Annotated in this window: 12 protein-coding genes and 1 tRNA gene; all 13 read left to right on the forward strand. The window is 63.8% G+C overall.

What is annotated here, in order from left to right:
• Positions 1 to 231: 231 nt before the first annotated feature.
• The 13 genes from rpmG (at position 232) to fusA (ending at position 14,638) form a co-directional block, all read left to right on the forward strand.
• Complete coding sequence (rpmG, locus tag QME84_12550) at positions 232 to 381, forward strand: 50S ribosomal protein L33 (protein MDI6875093.1); 150 nt, start codon at positions 232 to 234, stop codon at positions 379 to 381.
• Positions 382 to 460: 79 nt separating this feature from the next.
• A tRNA-Trp gene (locus QME84_12555) sits at positions 461 to 537 on the forward strand.
• Between the two features lie 25 nt (positions 538 to 562).
• Entirely contained in the window at positions 563 to 856 is a 294-nt protein-coding gene (gene secE, locus QME84_12560; GenBank protein MDI6875094.1) for a preprotein translocase subunit SecE, read from the forward strand.
• Between the two features lie 16 nt (positions 857 to 872).
• A complete protein-coding gene (gene nusG / locus QME84_12565) occupies positions 873 to 1,397 on the forward strand; it encodes a transcription termination/antitermination protein NusG (GenBank protein MDI6875095.1) in 525 nt (174 codons plus the stop codon).
• Positions 1,398 to 1,413: 16 nt separating this feature from the next.
• Positions 1,414 to 1,839: a 50S ribosomal protein L11 gene (gene rplK, locus QME84_12570; GenBank protein MDI6875096.1), complete on the forward strand. Its 426-nt coding sequence runs from the start codon at positions 1,414 to 1,416 to the stop codon at positions 1,837 to 1,839.
• 52 nt (positions 1,840 to 1,891) lie between these two features.
• The gene (gene rplA, locus QME84_12575; GenBank protein ID MDI6875097.1) at positions 1,892 to 2,614 is read left to right on the forward strand and encodes a 50S ribosomal protein L1; all 723 of its coding nucleotides are present in this window, start codon (positions 1,892 to 1,894) and stop codon (positions 2,612 to 2,614) included.
• A gap of 195 nt (positions 2,615 to 2,809) precedes the next feature.
• Positions 2,810 to 3,355 (forward strand): 50S ribosomal protein L10, encoded by a 546-nt coding sequence (rplJ, locus tag QME84_12580; protein MDI6875098.1) that lies wholly within the window; start codon positions 2,810 to 2,812, stop codon positions 3,353 to 3,355.
• Between the two features lie 62 nt (positions 3,356 to 3,417).
• Positions 3,418 to 3,807 (forward strand): 50S ribosomal protein L7/L12, encoded by a 390-nt coding sequence (gene rplL / locus QME84_12585; GenBank protein MDI6875099.1) that lies wholly within the window; start codon positions 3,418 to 3,420, stop codon positions 3,805 to 3,807.
• A gap of 413 nt (positions 3,808 to 4,220) precedes the next feature.
• The gene (gene rpoB, locus QME84_12590) at positions 4,221 to 7,562 is read left to right on the forward strand and encodes a DNA-directed RNA polymerase subunit beta (protein MDI6875100.1); all 3,342 of its coding nucleotides are present in this window, start codon (positions 4,221 to 4,223) and stop codon (positions 7,560 to 7,562) included.
• Between the two features lie 65 nt (positions 7,563 to 7,627).
• Complete coding sequence (locus tag QME84_12595) at positions 7,628 to 11,491, forward strand: DNA-directed RNA polymerase subunit beta' (protein MDI6875101.1); 3,864 nt, start codon at positions 7,628 to 7,630, stop codon at positions 11,489 to 11,491.
• A 132-nt stretch (positions 11,492 to 11,623) separates the two neighbouring features.
• Positions 11,624 to 12,001, forward strand: coding sequence for a 30S ribosomal protein S12 (gene rpsL, locus QME84_12600; GenBank protein MDI6875102.1), 378 nt, complete (start codon positions 11,624 to 11,626; stop codon positions 11,999 to 12,001).
• A 37-nt stretch (positions 12,002 to 12,038) separates the two neighbouring features.
• A complete protein-coding gene (rpsG, locus tag QME84_12605) occupies positions 12,039 to 12,509 on the forward strand; it encodes a 30S ribosomal protein S7 (GenBank protein ID MDI6875103.1) in 471 nt (156 codons plus the stop codon).
• Between the two features lie 2 nt (positions 12,510 to 12,511).
• On the forward strand, positions 12,512 to 14,638 hold the full coding sequence (gene fusA / locus QME84_12610; GenBank protein MDI6875104.1) for an elongation factor G: 2,127 nt from the start codon (positions 12,512 to 12,514) through the stop codon (positions 14,636 to 14,638).
• The last annotated feature ends 200 nt before the right edge of the window (positions 14,639 to 14,838 follow it).

A 14,838-nucleotide genomic window follows, 5' to 3' on the forward strand; every position in this document is an offset into this window, starting at 1 on the left:
CGCGAGGGCGGCCGTACGGTGGGGGCCGGAAGGGTGGTGGAGATAATCCGGTAGGGTGCGGGTAGGGGCATACCGGAAGAGCGGACTCCGGTTCGTGAAACGGTTGCCGGATTGTACGCCTCGAGGAGGAGGAAACCCATCCTTCCAGATGCAGGAGGGAACAGAGATTGACACCCCGCGCGGGTGATGGTAGCTTATCTTTTCGGCACTGGGAAGGACAGGTGAGCCGGAATGAGGATACTGGTGACGCTGGCTTGCACGGAATGCAAGCGGAGAAATTACACCACCAAGAAGAACAAGACCAACGATCCTGACCGGATCGAACTTAAGAAGTATTGTCCTTGGTGCCGGACGCACACATTGCACCGCGAGACCCGCTAATATAATATATTAGACTGGTAAGCGAGGAGGGTGCTTCGGACGGGGCGTAACGTGAGCACCCGACTTAAGGGATTAGAGTAGGCCTGTAGCTCCAACTGGTAGAGCGCCGGTCTCCAAAACCGGAAGTTGGGGGTTCGAGTCCCTCCAGGCCTGCCATTATTTTTGCAGAAAAGGAGGAGAGTTGCCGAGCAGGGAATTGCGGCGGATGCAGCAGAAGCTGGGCGTGGAGAAAAAGCGCGCCCAGCTCAAGAAGTCCGCCGGGGCGAGGAAGAAGGGTGGGCCCAAGAAGCAGAGGGTGACCGTCTCCCAGTTCCTGACCGAGGTCCGGGCGGAGATGAAGAAGGTCACCTGGCCTACCCGGGACGAGGTGGTCTCCTACACCCTGGTGGTCCTGGTGACGGTGGTTCTCATGGGCGGACTGGTCTATTTCGCCGACGTGCTGTTCACCAAGCTGGTGGAGATCTTCATCCTGTGAGCGGGAGGGTCGGTTGATGGAGCCCAAGTGGTACGTGGTGCACACCTATTCCGGGTACGAGAACAAGGTCAAGAGCAACCTGGAGCACCGCATCGCCTCCTTGGACATGGGCGACAAGATATTCAAGGTGGTGGTCCCCACCGAGGACGTTATGGAGATAAAGGGGGGCAAGAAGGAGGTCGTCCAGAAGAAGATGCTGCCCGGATACATCCTGGTGCAGATGGAACTGGACGACGAGAGCTGGTACGTGGTGCGCAACACGCCCGGGGTCACCGGCTTCGTGGGCTCCAGCGCCAAGCCCACCCCGCTCACCGAGGAGGAGGCCATGAAGCTGCTCAAGCCGGCCACGGCGGAGAAGCCCAGGCCCAAGACGGAGTTCGAGGAGGGCATGAGCGTGCGGGTCTCCTCGGGTCCCTTCGCGGACATGACCGGGACCATAGCGGAGATAAACCTAGACCAGAGCAAGCTGAAGGTGATGGTCTCCATCTTCGGTCGCGAGACGCCGGTGGAGCTCACCTTCGATCAAGTGACCAAGTTGTGAGGAGGATGTGAGGGAAATGGCCAAAAAGGTCATCGCCAAGGTGAAGCTCCAGATACCGGCCGGGCAGGCCAACCCGGCGCCTCCCGTGGGACCGGCCCTGGGCCAGCACGGGGTGAACATCATGGCCTTCTGCCAGGCTTACAATGCCCAGACCCAGTCCCAGGCGGGGACCATCATCCCCGTGGAGATAACCATCTACGAGGACCGCAGTTTCACCTTCGTCACCAAGACCCCGCCGGCTGCGGTGTTGCTCAAGCAGAAGGCGGGACTGGACAAGGGCTCTCCCGAGCCCAACATGCAGAAGGTGGCCCGCCTGACGCGCAAGCAGATACGGGAGATCGCTGAACAGAAGCTGGCCGACCTAAACACCAAGGACGTGGAGGCGGCCATGCGCACCATCGAGGGCACCGCCCGCAGCATGGGCATCCTGGTGGTGGACTGACGCCGTTTGTGGGAGGGCTGCGGCCCGCGAGAACCACGGAGGTGAGGATTCCATGAAGAAGAGGAGCAAGCGTTACCGCGAGGCGCTGTCGCTCTACGATCGCCAGAAGCTTTATCATCCCCGCGAGGCGGTGGAGATCATCAAGAAGATGCCGGGAAGCCGTTTCGACGAGACGGTGGAAGTGGCCTTCCGGCTGGGCGTGGATCCCCGCAAGGCGGACCAGATGGTGAGGGGCACGGTAAGCCTCCCCCACGGGACGGGCAAGGATGTGAGGGTCCTAGTCATCGCCCAGGGGGATAAGGCACGGGAGGCGGAGGCCGCCGGGGCGGACATCGTGGGAGGCCCCGAGCTCCTGGAGCGTATCAAGGAGGGGTGGTTCGAGTTCGACGCCATGGTGGCTACCCCGGACATGATGTCCCAGGTGGGCAAGCTGGGCAAGCTCTTGGGCCCCCGCGGCCTGATGCCCAACCCCAAGGCGGGGACGGTCACCTTCGACGTGGAGAAGGCGGTCAAGGACATCAAAGCGGGAAAGGTGGAGTACCGCGTTGACCGCCAGGGGAACCTCCACCTGGTGCTGGGCAAGAAGAGCTTCGACGAGCGGAAGCTCCTCGAGAACTACGCCGCCGTGTTGGAGGAGGTCATCAGGGCCAAGCCGGCGGCGGCCAAGGGTCGCTACCTCAAGAGCATCACCTTCTCCACCTCCATGGGTCCGGGAGTGAAGGTGGATCCCAGCGTGGTGAGGGATATCCTGGGCGAGGAGAAGGTGGCCGTCTGAGGGATGGCGAACACCGCGTTGACAGCTGCTCTTTCGCGTGGTAGGTTTGGGAATCGAGCCTGAGAAGCGGGTGCCCGCAGGGCTTAATGTCCCGTGGAGGCCGGAGGAGCCAAATCATATATACCGGCCCCCGTCCACGCGGGGGCCGTTGGTTTGAGGCCGTTTCCGGGGGGAGGGGATTCCCCCGGAGGACGGGTGGAGAGACGGGAGGAGACCATGCCTCGAGAGGAGAAGATCGCCAGGGTTGAGGAGATGCGCAATCGCTTCCTCTCCAGCCGCTTCATCTTCCTGACCGATTTCACCGGCCTGAAGGCGGAGGAGATGAACGCGCTCCGCTTCAAGCTACGGGAAAAGGGAGGCGAGTACCGCGTGCTCAAGAACACCCTGGCCCTGCTGGCCATCCGGGACACGGAATACCAGTCCCTCGGGGAACTGCTGGTGGGCCCGGTAGGGGCCGTTTTCGGGTCCGAGGACCCGGTGGCGGTGGCCAAGGAGTTGGCCGCTTACGCGCGGGAGAATCCCAACCTGAAGGTGAAAGGCGGCTTTCTGGAGGGGAGGTTGCTGGATGCCGCGGAGGTGAGGTCCCTGGCCCTCCTCCCTCCCCGCGAGGTGCTCCTGGGGAGGCTGGTGGGTTCCCTCAAGGGTTCGCTGTACGGACTGCACGGCGTCCTATCCGGTCCCTACCGCAAGCTGGTCTACGCCCTGCGCGCGGTGGCGGAGGAGAAATCCAAGGCGGCCTGAACCGCCGCAAAGCGGTGCGGTTGAGGAAAAAGATGGAGGTGTGAGGATTGGCGGAGAAGAAAATCACCAAGGAGGACATTCTGGAGGCCATCGACTCCATGACCGTTCTCGAGCTCAACGAACTGGTCAAGGCGCTGGAGGAGAAGTACGGCGTGACCGCGGCCGCCCCGGTGGCGTTGGCAGCGGTCGGAGCGGCCGCTCCGGCGGCGGGGGGAGAAGGTCCGGCGGAGGAAGGGGAGAAGACGGAGTTCGACGTCATCCTCCTGGCCGCCGGGGATCGCAAGGTCCAGGTCATCAAGGAGGTCAAGAACATCACTGGGCTGGGACTCAAGGAGGCCAAGGCCCTGGTGGACGAGGCGCCCAAGCCGGTCAAGGAGAAGGTCTCCAGGGACGAGGCGGACCGCATCGCCGAGCAGCTGCGCGAGGCGGGCGCCCAGGTGGAGATAAAGTAGGGTCACCCCGACGTACGGCGCGGAAAAGGGGCGGCGACGGCTTCCGCCGCGATGCCGGGTCGGGTACCGGGCTGGAGCACGCTGGAGAGGGATGCCGGCGCATCCCTCTTTCGCTTGCCCGGCGGCCGCTTGGCGTCTTCGTGATATCATGCGGGGAGATGTGGCCCGATGGATTCGCTTCCCGCCGGGAGGGATAACCTAACCGCCATCCAGAGGAAATGATACGAGAAAGAAGTATTCGGCGTTCATTCGCGGGTTCCCCAAGGGACGACCGGCACGCTTTAAGAGGGCGATGAGGGACGGTGAGTTGCCGGAAAAACGAATTCCATTTTCTTGACAAAAATATCTTTTTAATCATAAGATAATGTTTTGCGTATATATAAGGGAATTTTTCGCTTCGCGAGGGAAAAGGAGTGAGGGAAGCGGTGAGTGTTACCCACGGAGTGCGCCAGAGAAGAAGCTTCGCCAAGATCCCGGAAATCCTCGACGTCCCCAACCTTATCGACATCCAGAAGAAGTCCTACGAGTGGTTCCGCACCGAGGGATTGCGCGAGGTGTTCGAGGACATCTCCCCCATCGAGGATTACTCCGGGGACCTGGCGGTGGAGTTCGGGGAGCACAAGTGGCAGGAGCCCAAGTACGAAGTGGACGAGTGCAAGGAAAAGGATATGACCTATTCCTGCCCGCTCTTCGTCACCGTGCGCTTCATCAACCGCAAGACCGGGGAGATCAAGGAGCAGGAGGTCTTCATGGGGGACTTCCCCCTCATGACCGAGAAGGGCACCTTCATCATCAACGGCACGGAGAGGGTGGTGGTCTCCCAGCTGGTCAGGTCCCCCGGCGTCTATTTCAGCAAGGAGCTGGACAGGACCACGGACAAGGAGCTCTACTACGCCAAGATCATCCCCTCCCGCGGGGCCTGGCTGGAGTTCGAGACCGATAAGCGCGACGTCATCGGGGTAAGGATAGACCGCAAGCGTCGCCAGCCGGCCACGGTGCTCCTGAGGGCCATGGGGTACGAGGACGACGACCAGATACTTTCCCTTTTCGACGGCTCCCCCATCATCGAGGCCACCCTGGAGAGGGACCACACCTCCAGCCGGGAGGAAGCCCTGATGGATATCTACCGCAAGCTGCGGCCGGGCGAGCCTCCCACCGCGGACACCGCCCTCACCCTGTTGGAGAACCTGTTCTTCAACCGCAGGAAGTACGACCTGGCCAAGGTAGGCCGCTACAAGCTGAACAAGAAGCTGGGCCTGGACATACCCCTGAACGTGACCGTCCTCACCCCGGAGGACATATTGGAGACCATCCGCTACCTCCTGCGCATCATGCCCAGCGAGATCGAGGAGGTTGACGACATCGACCACTTCGGCAACCGTCGCGTCCGCTCGGTGGGCGAGCTCATCCAGAACCAGGTGCGCATAGGGCTGTCGCGCATGGAGAGGGTGGTGAAGGAGCGCATGACCACCCAGGAGGCGGAGGCCATCACCCCGCAGAACCTGATTAACATCCGCCCGGTGGTGGCGGCGATAAAGGAATTTTTCGGCTCCAGCCAGCTCTCGCAGTTCATGGACCAGACCAACCCCCTGGCCGGACTCACCCACAAGCGGCGGCTCTCCGCCCTGGGGCCGGGAGGGCTTTCCCGCGAGCGGGCCGGTTTCGAGGTCCGGGACGTGCACCCCTCGCACTACGGGCGCATGTGCCCCATCGAGACCCCGGAGGGTCCCAACATCGGCCTCATCGGCTCCCTGGCCACCTACGCCCGGGTTAACGAGTTCGGCTTCATCGAGACCCCCTACCGCCGGGTGGTCAAGGGCAGGGTGACCGACGAGATCGTCTACCTTACCGCCGACGAGGAGGAGAAGTATGTCATCGCCCAGGCCAACGCGCCGGTGGACAAGCGGGGCCGGCTGCTCGGGCCCACCGTGCTCTGCCGCACCAAGGAAGCGGTGAAGGCGGTGCATCCGGAGGAAGTGGACTTCATGGACGTCTCCCCGCGGCAGATAGTCTCCGTGGCCACGGCGCTCATCCCCTTCCTGGAGCACGACGACGCCAACCGCGCCCTCATGGGCTCCAACATGCAGCGACAGGCGGTGCCCCTGCTGCGTTCCGAGGCCCCCCTGGTAGGGACGGGGATGGAATACCGGGCGGCCAAGGACACCGGCGACGTGCTCTGCGCCAAGGCCGCCGGGGTGGTAACCTACGTGGACGCCGACCGCATCGAGATAAAGCGCGAGGACGGAACGATAGACGTCTACAAGGTGGCCAAGTTCCGCCGTTCCAACCAGGGAACCTGCGTCAACCAGAAGCCCATCGTGAACGAGGGCGACCGGGTGGAGGAGGGCCAGGTCATCGCCGACGGGCCCTGCACCGACCACGGGGAGCTGGCCTTGGGCAAGAACCTCCTGGTGGCCTTCATGCCCTGGGAGGGCTACAACTACGAGGACGCCATCGTCGTCTCCGAGCGCATGGTCTATGACGACGTCCTCTCCTCCATCCACATCGAGGAACACGAGATCGACGCCCGGGACACCAAACTGGGCCCGGAGGAGATCACCCGGGACATCCCCAACGTGAGCGAGGACATGCTCAAGGACCTCGACGAGAGGGGGATAATCCGCATCGGGGCCGAGGTGGGACCCGGGGACATCCTGGTGGGCAAGGTGACCCCCAAGGGGGAGACGGAGCTCACCGCCGAGGAAAGATTGCTGCGGGCCATCTTTGGGGAGAAGGCCCGGGAGGTGCGCAACACCTCCCTCAAGGTTCCCCACGGGGAGTCCGGAAAGGTCATCGACGTCAAGGTCTTCTCCCGGGAGGCGGGGGACGAGCTACCCCCCGGGGTGAACGAGATGGTCAGGGTCTACGTGGCCCAGGTGCGCAAGATCTCCGACGGGGACAAGCTGGCTGGGCGCCACGGCAACAAGGGGGTCATCTCCAAGATCCTGCCCATAGAGGACATGCCCTTCCTGGCTGACGGGACGCCGGTGGACATCGTCCTCAACCCCCTGGGCGTGCCCTCGCGCATGAACATCGGGCAGATATTGGAGACCCACCTGGGCTGGGCGGCCCACGAAGGCTGGCCCAAGAAGGGTAAGAACAAGGTGGAGGGGCCGGTGTACGTCTCCACCCCGGTGTTCAACGGGGCCCGGGAGAGCGAGATCGAGGAGGCCCTGCGCGAGGCCGGGCTCCCGGAGACCGGGAAGACCATTCTCTACGATGGCATCACCGGCGAGCCCTTCGACCAGCCCGTCACCGTGGGCTACATCTACATGATGAAGCTCCTGCACCTGGTGGACGACAAGATCCACGCCCGTTCCACGGGGCCCTACTCCCTGGTCACCCAGCAGCCCCTGGGCGGCAAGGCCCAGTTCGGGGGGCAGAGGTTCGGGGAGATGGAGGTGTGGGCGCTGGAGGCTTACGGTGCGGCTTACACACTCCAGGAGCTGCTTACCGTGAAGTCCGACGATGTCATGGGCAGGGTGAAGGTCTACGAGGCCATTGTCAAGGGGGACAACATACCAGAGCCGGGTATACCGGAGTCCTTCAAGGTGCTGGTCAAGGAGATGCAAGCCCTGTGCCTCAACGTGGAGGTCCTCTCCGAGACGGGAGAGGAGATAGAGATAAAGGAGACCGACGAGGACCTGCTACGCACGGCGGAGGACCTGGGCATCGACCTGCGTACCGCTTCCGCCGCCCTGCTCTCCACCCGGAGCGAGGAGGAGCCCCTGGAGGAGCGGCCGGAGGAACTGTAAGGGAGGCGCGGCCGGGGGATCCGGAGGGAAGTGTCGGAGATATCGCATAAGGAGGTAGAGTTCCCTTGTTGGACGTCAACGACTTCGACAAGTTGAAGATCGGCCTGGCCACCGCGGACCAGATAAGGTCCTGGTCCCACGGTGAGGTGAAGAAGCCGGAGACCATCAACTACCGCACCCTCAAGCCGGAGAAGGACGGCCTGTTCTGCGAGAAGATCTTCGGACCCACCCGGGACTGGGAGTGCTATTGCGGCAAGTACAAGCGGGTCCGCTTCAAGGGCATCATCTGCGAGAGGTGCGGGGTGGAGGTCACCCGCGCCCGCGTGAGGCGGGAACGCATGGGCCACATCGAGCTGGCCGCCCCGGTGGCCCATATCTGGTATTTCAAGGGCGTACCCTCCCGTATGGGATATCTCCTGGACATCACCCCCAAGGACCTGGAGAAGATACTCTACTTCGCCTCCTACGTGATCACCTTCGTGGACGAGGAGAAGCGCCAGCGGGACCTGCCCCTCCTCGAGGAGGAGCTCAACGAGGAGATCACCGAGATCGAGGAGACCACCCGGCGGAGGATAGAGGAGCTGCGGGCGGCGGCGGAGGGGGAGGAAAAGCCCGTGGAGGAGGGCGAGGAGCCGGTACCCAAGCTCAAGCCGCAGCAGCTGGAGAAGGAGATCAAGTCCCTGGAGGAGAAGGCGAGGCGCAGGATAGAGGAGCTGCGGAGGGTCTTCGAGGAGTTCAAGGCCCTGGAGTACAAGCAGCTCATCTCCGACGAGGTGCTCTTCCGGGAGATGCGCGAACGCTACGGCGACTATTTCCGCGGCGGCATGGGCGCGGAAGCGGTCCAGGAGATGCTGGCCAACGTGGACCTGGAGAAGGAGGCCGCCGAGCTGCGGGAGATCATCCGCAACTCCAAGGGGCAGAAGAGGCAGCGGGCCACCAAGCGCCTGAAGGTGGTCTCCGCCTTCCTGAACACGGACAACGACCCCACGGCCATGGTGCTCACCTGCATCCCGGTGATCCCGCCCGACCTGCGCCCCATGGTGCAGCTGGACGGGGGCCGCTTCGCCACCTCCGACCTCAACGACCTCTACCGGAGGGTCATCAACCGCAACAACCGCCTGAAGAGGCTCCTGGACCTGGGGGCCCCGGAGATCATCGTCAACAACGAGAAGCGCATGCTCCAGGAGGCGGTGGACGCCCTCTTCGACAACGGCAGGCGGGGCCGGGCGGTGACCGGTCCCGGGAACCGTCCCTTAAAGTCCCTCTCCGACATGCTCAAGGGCAAGCAGGGTCGCTTCCGCCAGAACCTGCTGGGCAAGAGGGTGGACTACTCCGGGCGTTCGGTGATCGTGGTGGGCCCCAACCTCAAGCTCCACCAGTGCGGCCTGCCCAAGCAGATGGCCCTGGAGCTCTTCAAGCCCTTCGTCATGAAGCTCCTGGTGGACAAGGACTATGCCCAGAACATCAAGAGCGCCAAGCGCATGGTGGAACGCCAGCGCCCGGAGGTGTGGGACGTGCTGGACGAGGTCATCCGGGAGCACCCGGTGCTCCTCAACCGGGCCCCCACCCTGCACCGGCTGGGCATCCAGGCCTTCGAGCCGGTCCTGGTGGAGGGCAAGGCCATCCAGATCCATCCCCTGGTATGCACGGCCTTCAACGCCGACTTCGATGGGGACCAGATGGCGGTGCACCTTCCCCTCTCCGCGGAGGCGCAGGCGGAATCGCGCATCCTCATGCTTTCCGCGCACAACATCCTCTCCCCGGCCCATGGCCGGCCCATCACCACCCCCACCCAGGACATGGTGCTGGGTGCCTCCTACCTCACGGTGATCAAGGAGGGGGAGAAGGGTGAGGGCAAGGCCTTCGCCTCCCCCGAGGAGGCCATCATGGCCTACGAGTTCAAGGAGGTGGCCCTGCACGCGCCGGTGAAGGTGCGCATACGCAAAAAGGGACGCCCCGCCAAGATATACGATACCTCGGTGGGCAGGGTAATCTTCAACACTGCCTTCCCCGACGACTATCCCTTCGTCAACGAGGAGGTGAACAAGGGGGTCCTGCAGCGCATCGTCACCGAGGTGGCCGAGAGGTACGACACGGTGCAGACGGCGGAGATCCTGGACAACATCAAGCGCATCGGCTTCCACTACGCCACCAAGGCGGGGATCACCATCGGCATCTCCGACATCACCGTGCCCCCGGACAAGGACAAGATCCTGGAGGAGCCGGAGGCGGAGGTGGAGCGCATCGAGGAGAACTACAAGCGGGGCCTGATCACCGACGAGGAGCGCCACCAGAGGGTGGTGGAGCTGTGGACGGAGGCCACCGACCGGGTCACCGAGGCCATGGAGAAGGCCTTCGATATCTTCAACCCCATCTACATGATGGCCAACTCCGGGGCACGGGGGAACATCAAGCAGATCCGCCAGCTGGCCGGGATGCGGGGCCTGGTGGCCAACCCCAAGGGGGAGATCATCGACCGGCCCATCAAGTCCAACTTCCGGGAGGGTCTGACCGTCCTGGAGTACTTCATCTCCACCCACGGGGCCCGCAAGGGGCTGGCGGATACCGCCCTGCGCACCGCGGACTCCGGCTACCTCACCCGTCGCTTGGTGGACGTATCCCAGGAAGTGATCGTGCGCGAGTACGACTGCGGGACGGACAAGGGCATCCCGGTCCGGGTGCACACTCCGCAGGGAGAGCTCAACCCCTCCCTGGCGGCCCGGGTGGCCCTGGAGCGCGTGACCCATCCCAGGACCGGGGAGGTGCTCCTCGAGCCGGGAGACGAGATCGACATGGCCATGGTGGAAAAACTTTCCAAGGCGGGGATCGAGGAGGTCATGGTCCGCTCCGTGATGACCTGCGAGTCCCGCCACGGGGTGTGCTGCCTCTGCTACGGGACCATGCTGGCCACCGGAAGGCTGGTGGAGATAGGGGAGGCGGTGGGCATCATCGCCGCCCAGTCCATCGGCGAGCCCGGGACCCAGCTCACCATGCGTACCTTCCACACCGGCGGCGTGGCCGGAGAGGACATCACCCACGGGCTTCCGCGAGTGGTGGAGCTCTTCGAGGCCCGTAAGCCCAAGGGCCAGGCCATCATCGCCGAGATATCCGGGAAGGTGACCATCGAGGACTCGGAGCGCTCACGGAAGATAACCATCGTGGGGGCGGACGGGAAGGAGCGCATCTACCAAGTATCCCGCCGGGCCCGCCTGCGGGTGCGCAATGGCCAGGAGGTGGCGGCGGGGGATCAGCTCACCGAGGGCTCCATCAACCCCCACGACATCCTGCGGGTGCTGGGCACCCAGGCTGCGCAGCTCTACCTGGTCCATGAGGTCCAGGAGGTCTACAAGAGCCAGGGGGTGGACATCCACGACAAGCACATCGAGCTCATCGTGCGCCAGATGATGAAGAAGGTGGAGGTCCTGGATCCCGGGGACACCGATCTCCTTCCCGGGGACAAGGTGGACCGCAAGTACTTCGAGGAGGTCAACCAGGCGGTCATCGCCCAGGGAGGAGAGCCGGCCACGGCGCGCCAGATGCTCCTGGGCATCACCAAGGCCTCCCTGGCCACCGAATCCTTCCTCTCCGCGGCCTCCTTCCAGGAGACCACGCGGGTGCTCACCGATGCGGCCATCTCCGGGAAGGTGGACCCCCTGCTGGGCCTGAAGGAGAACGTGATCATCGGGAAGCTCATCCCCGCGGGCACGGGCATGGCCCGCTACCGGAACATCAAGGTGAAGCCCAAGCACATGGGCATAAGCCTCCTGGAGGAGGTGGAATCCCTGGCCTCCGGGCAGGAGGGCGAGCGTTCCGCGGCCGTGGGCGAGGGCGGCGTCGAATTGCCCGATTGGGCCAGGAGCGTCGGCGGCGCGGAGGACGACAGTGGCGCGGAGGGTATGCCCTCGGGGAACGAGGAGGAGGAGCTCTGAAACGCGGCATGGAGCGCACTCACACGACAGCCGCGTTGACATGCCGAAAAAGGTGATGGTAAACTTGCGCCTTGGCGCGTTTTTGGAAGGATAGAGGGTCGAATTGGAATATTATTCCTGGAGGAGGTAGCTTTGCCCACCATAAACCAGCTGGTCCGAAAGGGACGCCGGGAGAAGCGGAAGAAGACCAAGACCCCCGCCCTGCAGGGCTGCCCGCAGCGCCGCGGGGTCTGCACGCAGGTGAAGACCACCACTCCCAAGAAGCCCAATTCCGCCCTGCGCAAGATAGCCAGGGTGAGACTCACCAACGGCATCGAGGTCACCGCCTACATCCCGGGTATAGGGCACAACCTCCAGGAACACTCCATCGTCCTGGTAAGGGGAGGGAGGGTCAAGGACCTCCCGGGAGTGCGTTACAAGATCATACGCGGCGCCCTGGACGCCGCCGGGGTCGCCGACCGCAAGCAGGCCCGCTCCCGTTACGGGACCAAGAAGAGGGCCGGCCTGTGATTTCCCGCTGAGTGGGACGGTAATCGGAGGAGGAAGCATGCCCAGGAAGGGACCGGCACCGAAGAGGGAGATAGCCCCGGACACCAGGTACAACAGCGTACTGGTGGCCCAGTACATCAACAAGGTGATGCTGGACGGGAAGAAGAGCAAGGCGGAGAAAATCGTCTATGGCGCCCTGGACATCATCCGCGAGAGGACGGGGAATGACCCCCTGACCATACTGCGCAAGGCCACGGACAACGTGCGCCCCGTCCTGGAGGTGCGCTCCCGGCGAGTGGGCGGCGCTTCCTACCAGGTCCCGGTGGAGGTGCGTCCCCGGCGGGCCACCAGCCTGGCCATACGGTGGATAGTGAACTACGCGCGGCAACGCAAGGAAAAGACCATGATGGAGCGGCTGGCCGGCGAGCTCATGGACGCCGCCAACCACGTGGGCGCCTCCATCAAGAGAAAGGAAGACCTGCACAAGATGGCCGAGGCCAACAAGGCCTTCGCCCATTACCGGTGGTGAGGATGAAGGTAACGACCACGGGAAAGGTGGAGAAATCATCCCGGGCGGACGAGGCTTTCCCCCTGGAAAGGGTCCGCAACATCGGCATCATCTCCCATATCGACGCCGGGAAGACCACTACCACGGAGAGGATACTCTTCTATACCGGCAAGACCTACAAGATGGGGGAGGTGCACGAGGGCTCCACGGTGATGGACTGGATGATCCAGGAGCAGGAGAGGGGGATAACCATCACCAGCGCCGCCACCACCTGTTTCTGGCGGGATCATAAGATAAACATAATAGATACGCCCGGGCACGTGGACTTCACTGTAGAGGTGGAACGCTCCCTGCGCGTGCTGGATGGGGCCATCGCCATCCTGGATGGGGTGGCGGGAGTAGAGCCACAGACGGAGACGGTATGGAGGCAGGCAGACCATTACCGCGTGCCGCGTATCTGCTACGTGAACAAGATGGACCGTCCGGGAGCGGACTTCTTCGCCTGCCTGGAGATGCTGGAGGAGAAGTTCGACCTCCGACCGGTGGCGGTGCAGGTGCCCCTGGGCCGGGAGAGCGAGTTCGCCGGCTGCGTGGATCTCATCCGCATGCAGGCCGTGGTCTGGCGGGACGAGCTGGGTACAAAGTACGAGTACGTGGACATCCCCGAGGTGCTCCTGGATACCGCCCTGCTCTACCGCCACGCCCTCCTCGAGGCCTGTGCTCCTTACGACGACGAGATGCTGGAGAAGTACCTGGAGAGCGAGGAGCTGGTGAGCGAGGAGGACATACGGCGGGCCGTCCGGAAGGGGGTCCTCAAGTGCGAGCTGGTACCCGTTTTCTGCGGGGCCTCCTTCCGCAACAAGGGGGTGCAGCTGCTCCTGGACGGGGTGGTGGACTACCTTCCCTCTCCCCTGGACGTGCCCCCCGTGGAAGGGGTGCAGGTGGGGAAGGAGAAGAAGGAGGTGCGCAGGCCCTCCGACGAAGAGCCCTTCTCCGCCCTGGCCTTCAAGGTCATGTCCGATCCCTACGTGGGGAAGCTGGTCTACATCCGGGTCTACTCGGGCACCCTGCGGGTGGGAGCCACGGTGTACAACAGCACCCGGCGCAAGAAGGAGCGCATCGGGCGCCTCCTCCAGATGCACGCCAATCACCGTGAGGAACGGGAGTCCATACACACCGGCGACATCGTGGCCGCCGTGGGGCTCAAGGAGACCTACACGGGCGACACCCTGTGCTCCGCCCACCGCCCCATCCTCCTGGAGCCCATGGTCTTTCCCGAGCCGGTCATCTCAGTGGCCATCGAGCCCAAGACCAAGGCCGACCAGGACCGCCTGAGCGAGGCTCTGGAGAGGATATCCGAGGAGGACCCCACCTTCCGGGTGAAGTTGGACCCGGAGACCGGGCAGACCATCATCTCCGGCATGGGCGAGCTGCACCTGGAGATCATCGTGGACCGCCTGCTGCGGGAGTTCGGCGTGGGGGCCAACGTGGGGAGGCCGCAGGTCTCCTACCGGGAGACGGTCGCCGGCCAGGCCCGGGGGGTGGAGGGCAAGTTCATCCGCCAGACGGGCGGGCGTGGCCAGTACGGGCACGTGATCATCGACCTGGAGCCCCTGCCCCGGGGGGAGGGCTTCCTCTTCGAAAGCAAGGTCACCGGCAACGCCGTACCCAAGGAGTTCATCCCCGCGGTGGAGGAGGGGATACGGGGAGCCCTGGAGTTCGGAGTCCTGGCGGGCTTTCCGGTGGTCGACGTGAAGGTCACCCTGCGCGGCGGTTCCTACCACGAGGTTGACTCCTCCGACCTGGCCTTCAAGGCGGCGGGAGCCGCGGCCTTCCAGGAGGCCCTGCGCAGGGCGGAGCCCATACTCCTCGAGCCCATCATGAAGGTGCACATCAACGTGGGAGAGGAGTACCTGGGGGACGTCATCGCCGACCTCAACGCCCGCCGTGGCAAGGTGGAGGGGATGGAGACGCGCGGCAGGCATCAGAACATCGTGGCCTACGTGCCGCTGGCGGAGACCTTCGGTTACGCCACCGACCTGCGTTCCTTGAGCCAGGGGAGGGCCACCCACCACATGCAGTTCTCCCATTACGGCGAGGTCCCCCACAACCTGGCCGCGGAGATCATCAAGCGCATAAGGGGAGAGTAAGGGTGGAACGGGAGACGGGAAAGGGGATGGTAATAGCTGGGAAATGCCTCGCGGGCTCCCGAGAAAACGGTCTTGTGTGGGCCCCGCGGGATGACTAAAATAGGGAAGTTGTGTCCAGAATGAGACACCGTTGAGTGATTCGGGAGGAGGGTCAAAATGGCCAAGAAGAAGTTCGAGCGGACCAAGCCGCACGTCAACGT

This window comes from Actinomycetota bacterium (assembly GCA_030019255.1).
In the GTDB taxonomy this organism is placed as follows: Bacteria; Actinomycetota; Geothermincolia; order Geothermincolales; family RBG-13-55-18; genus Solincola_A.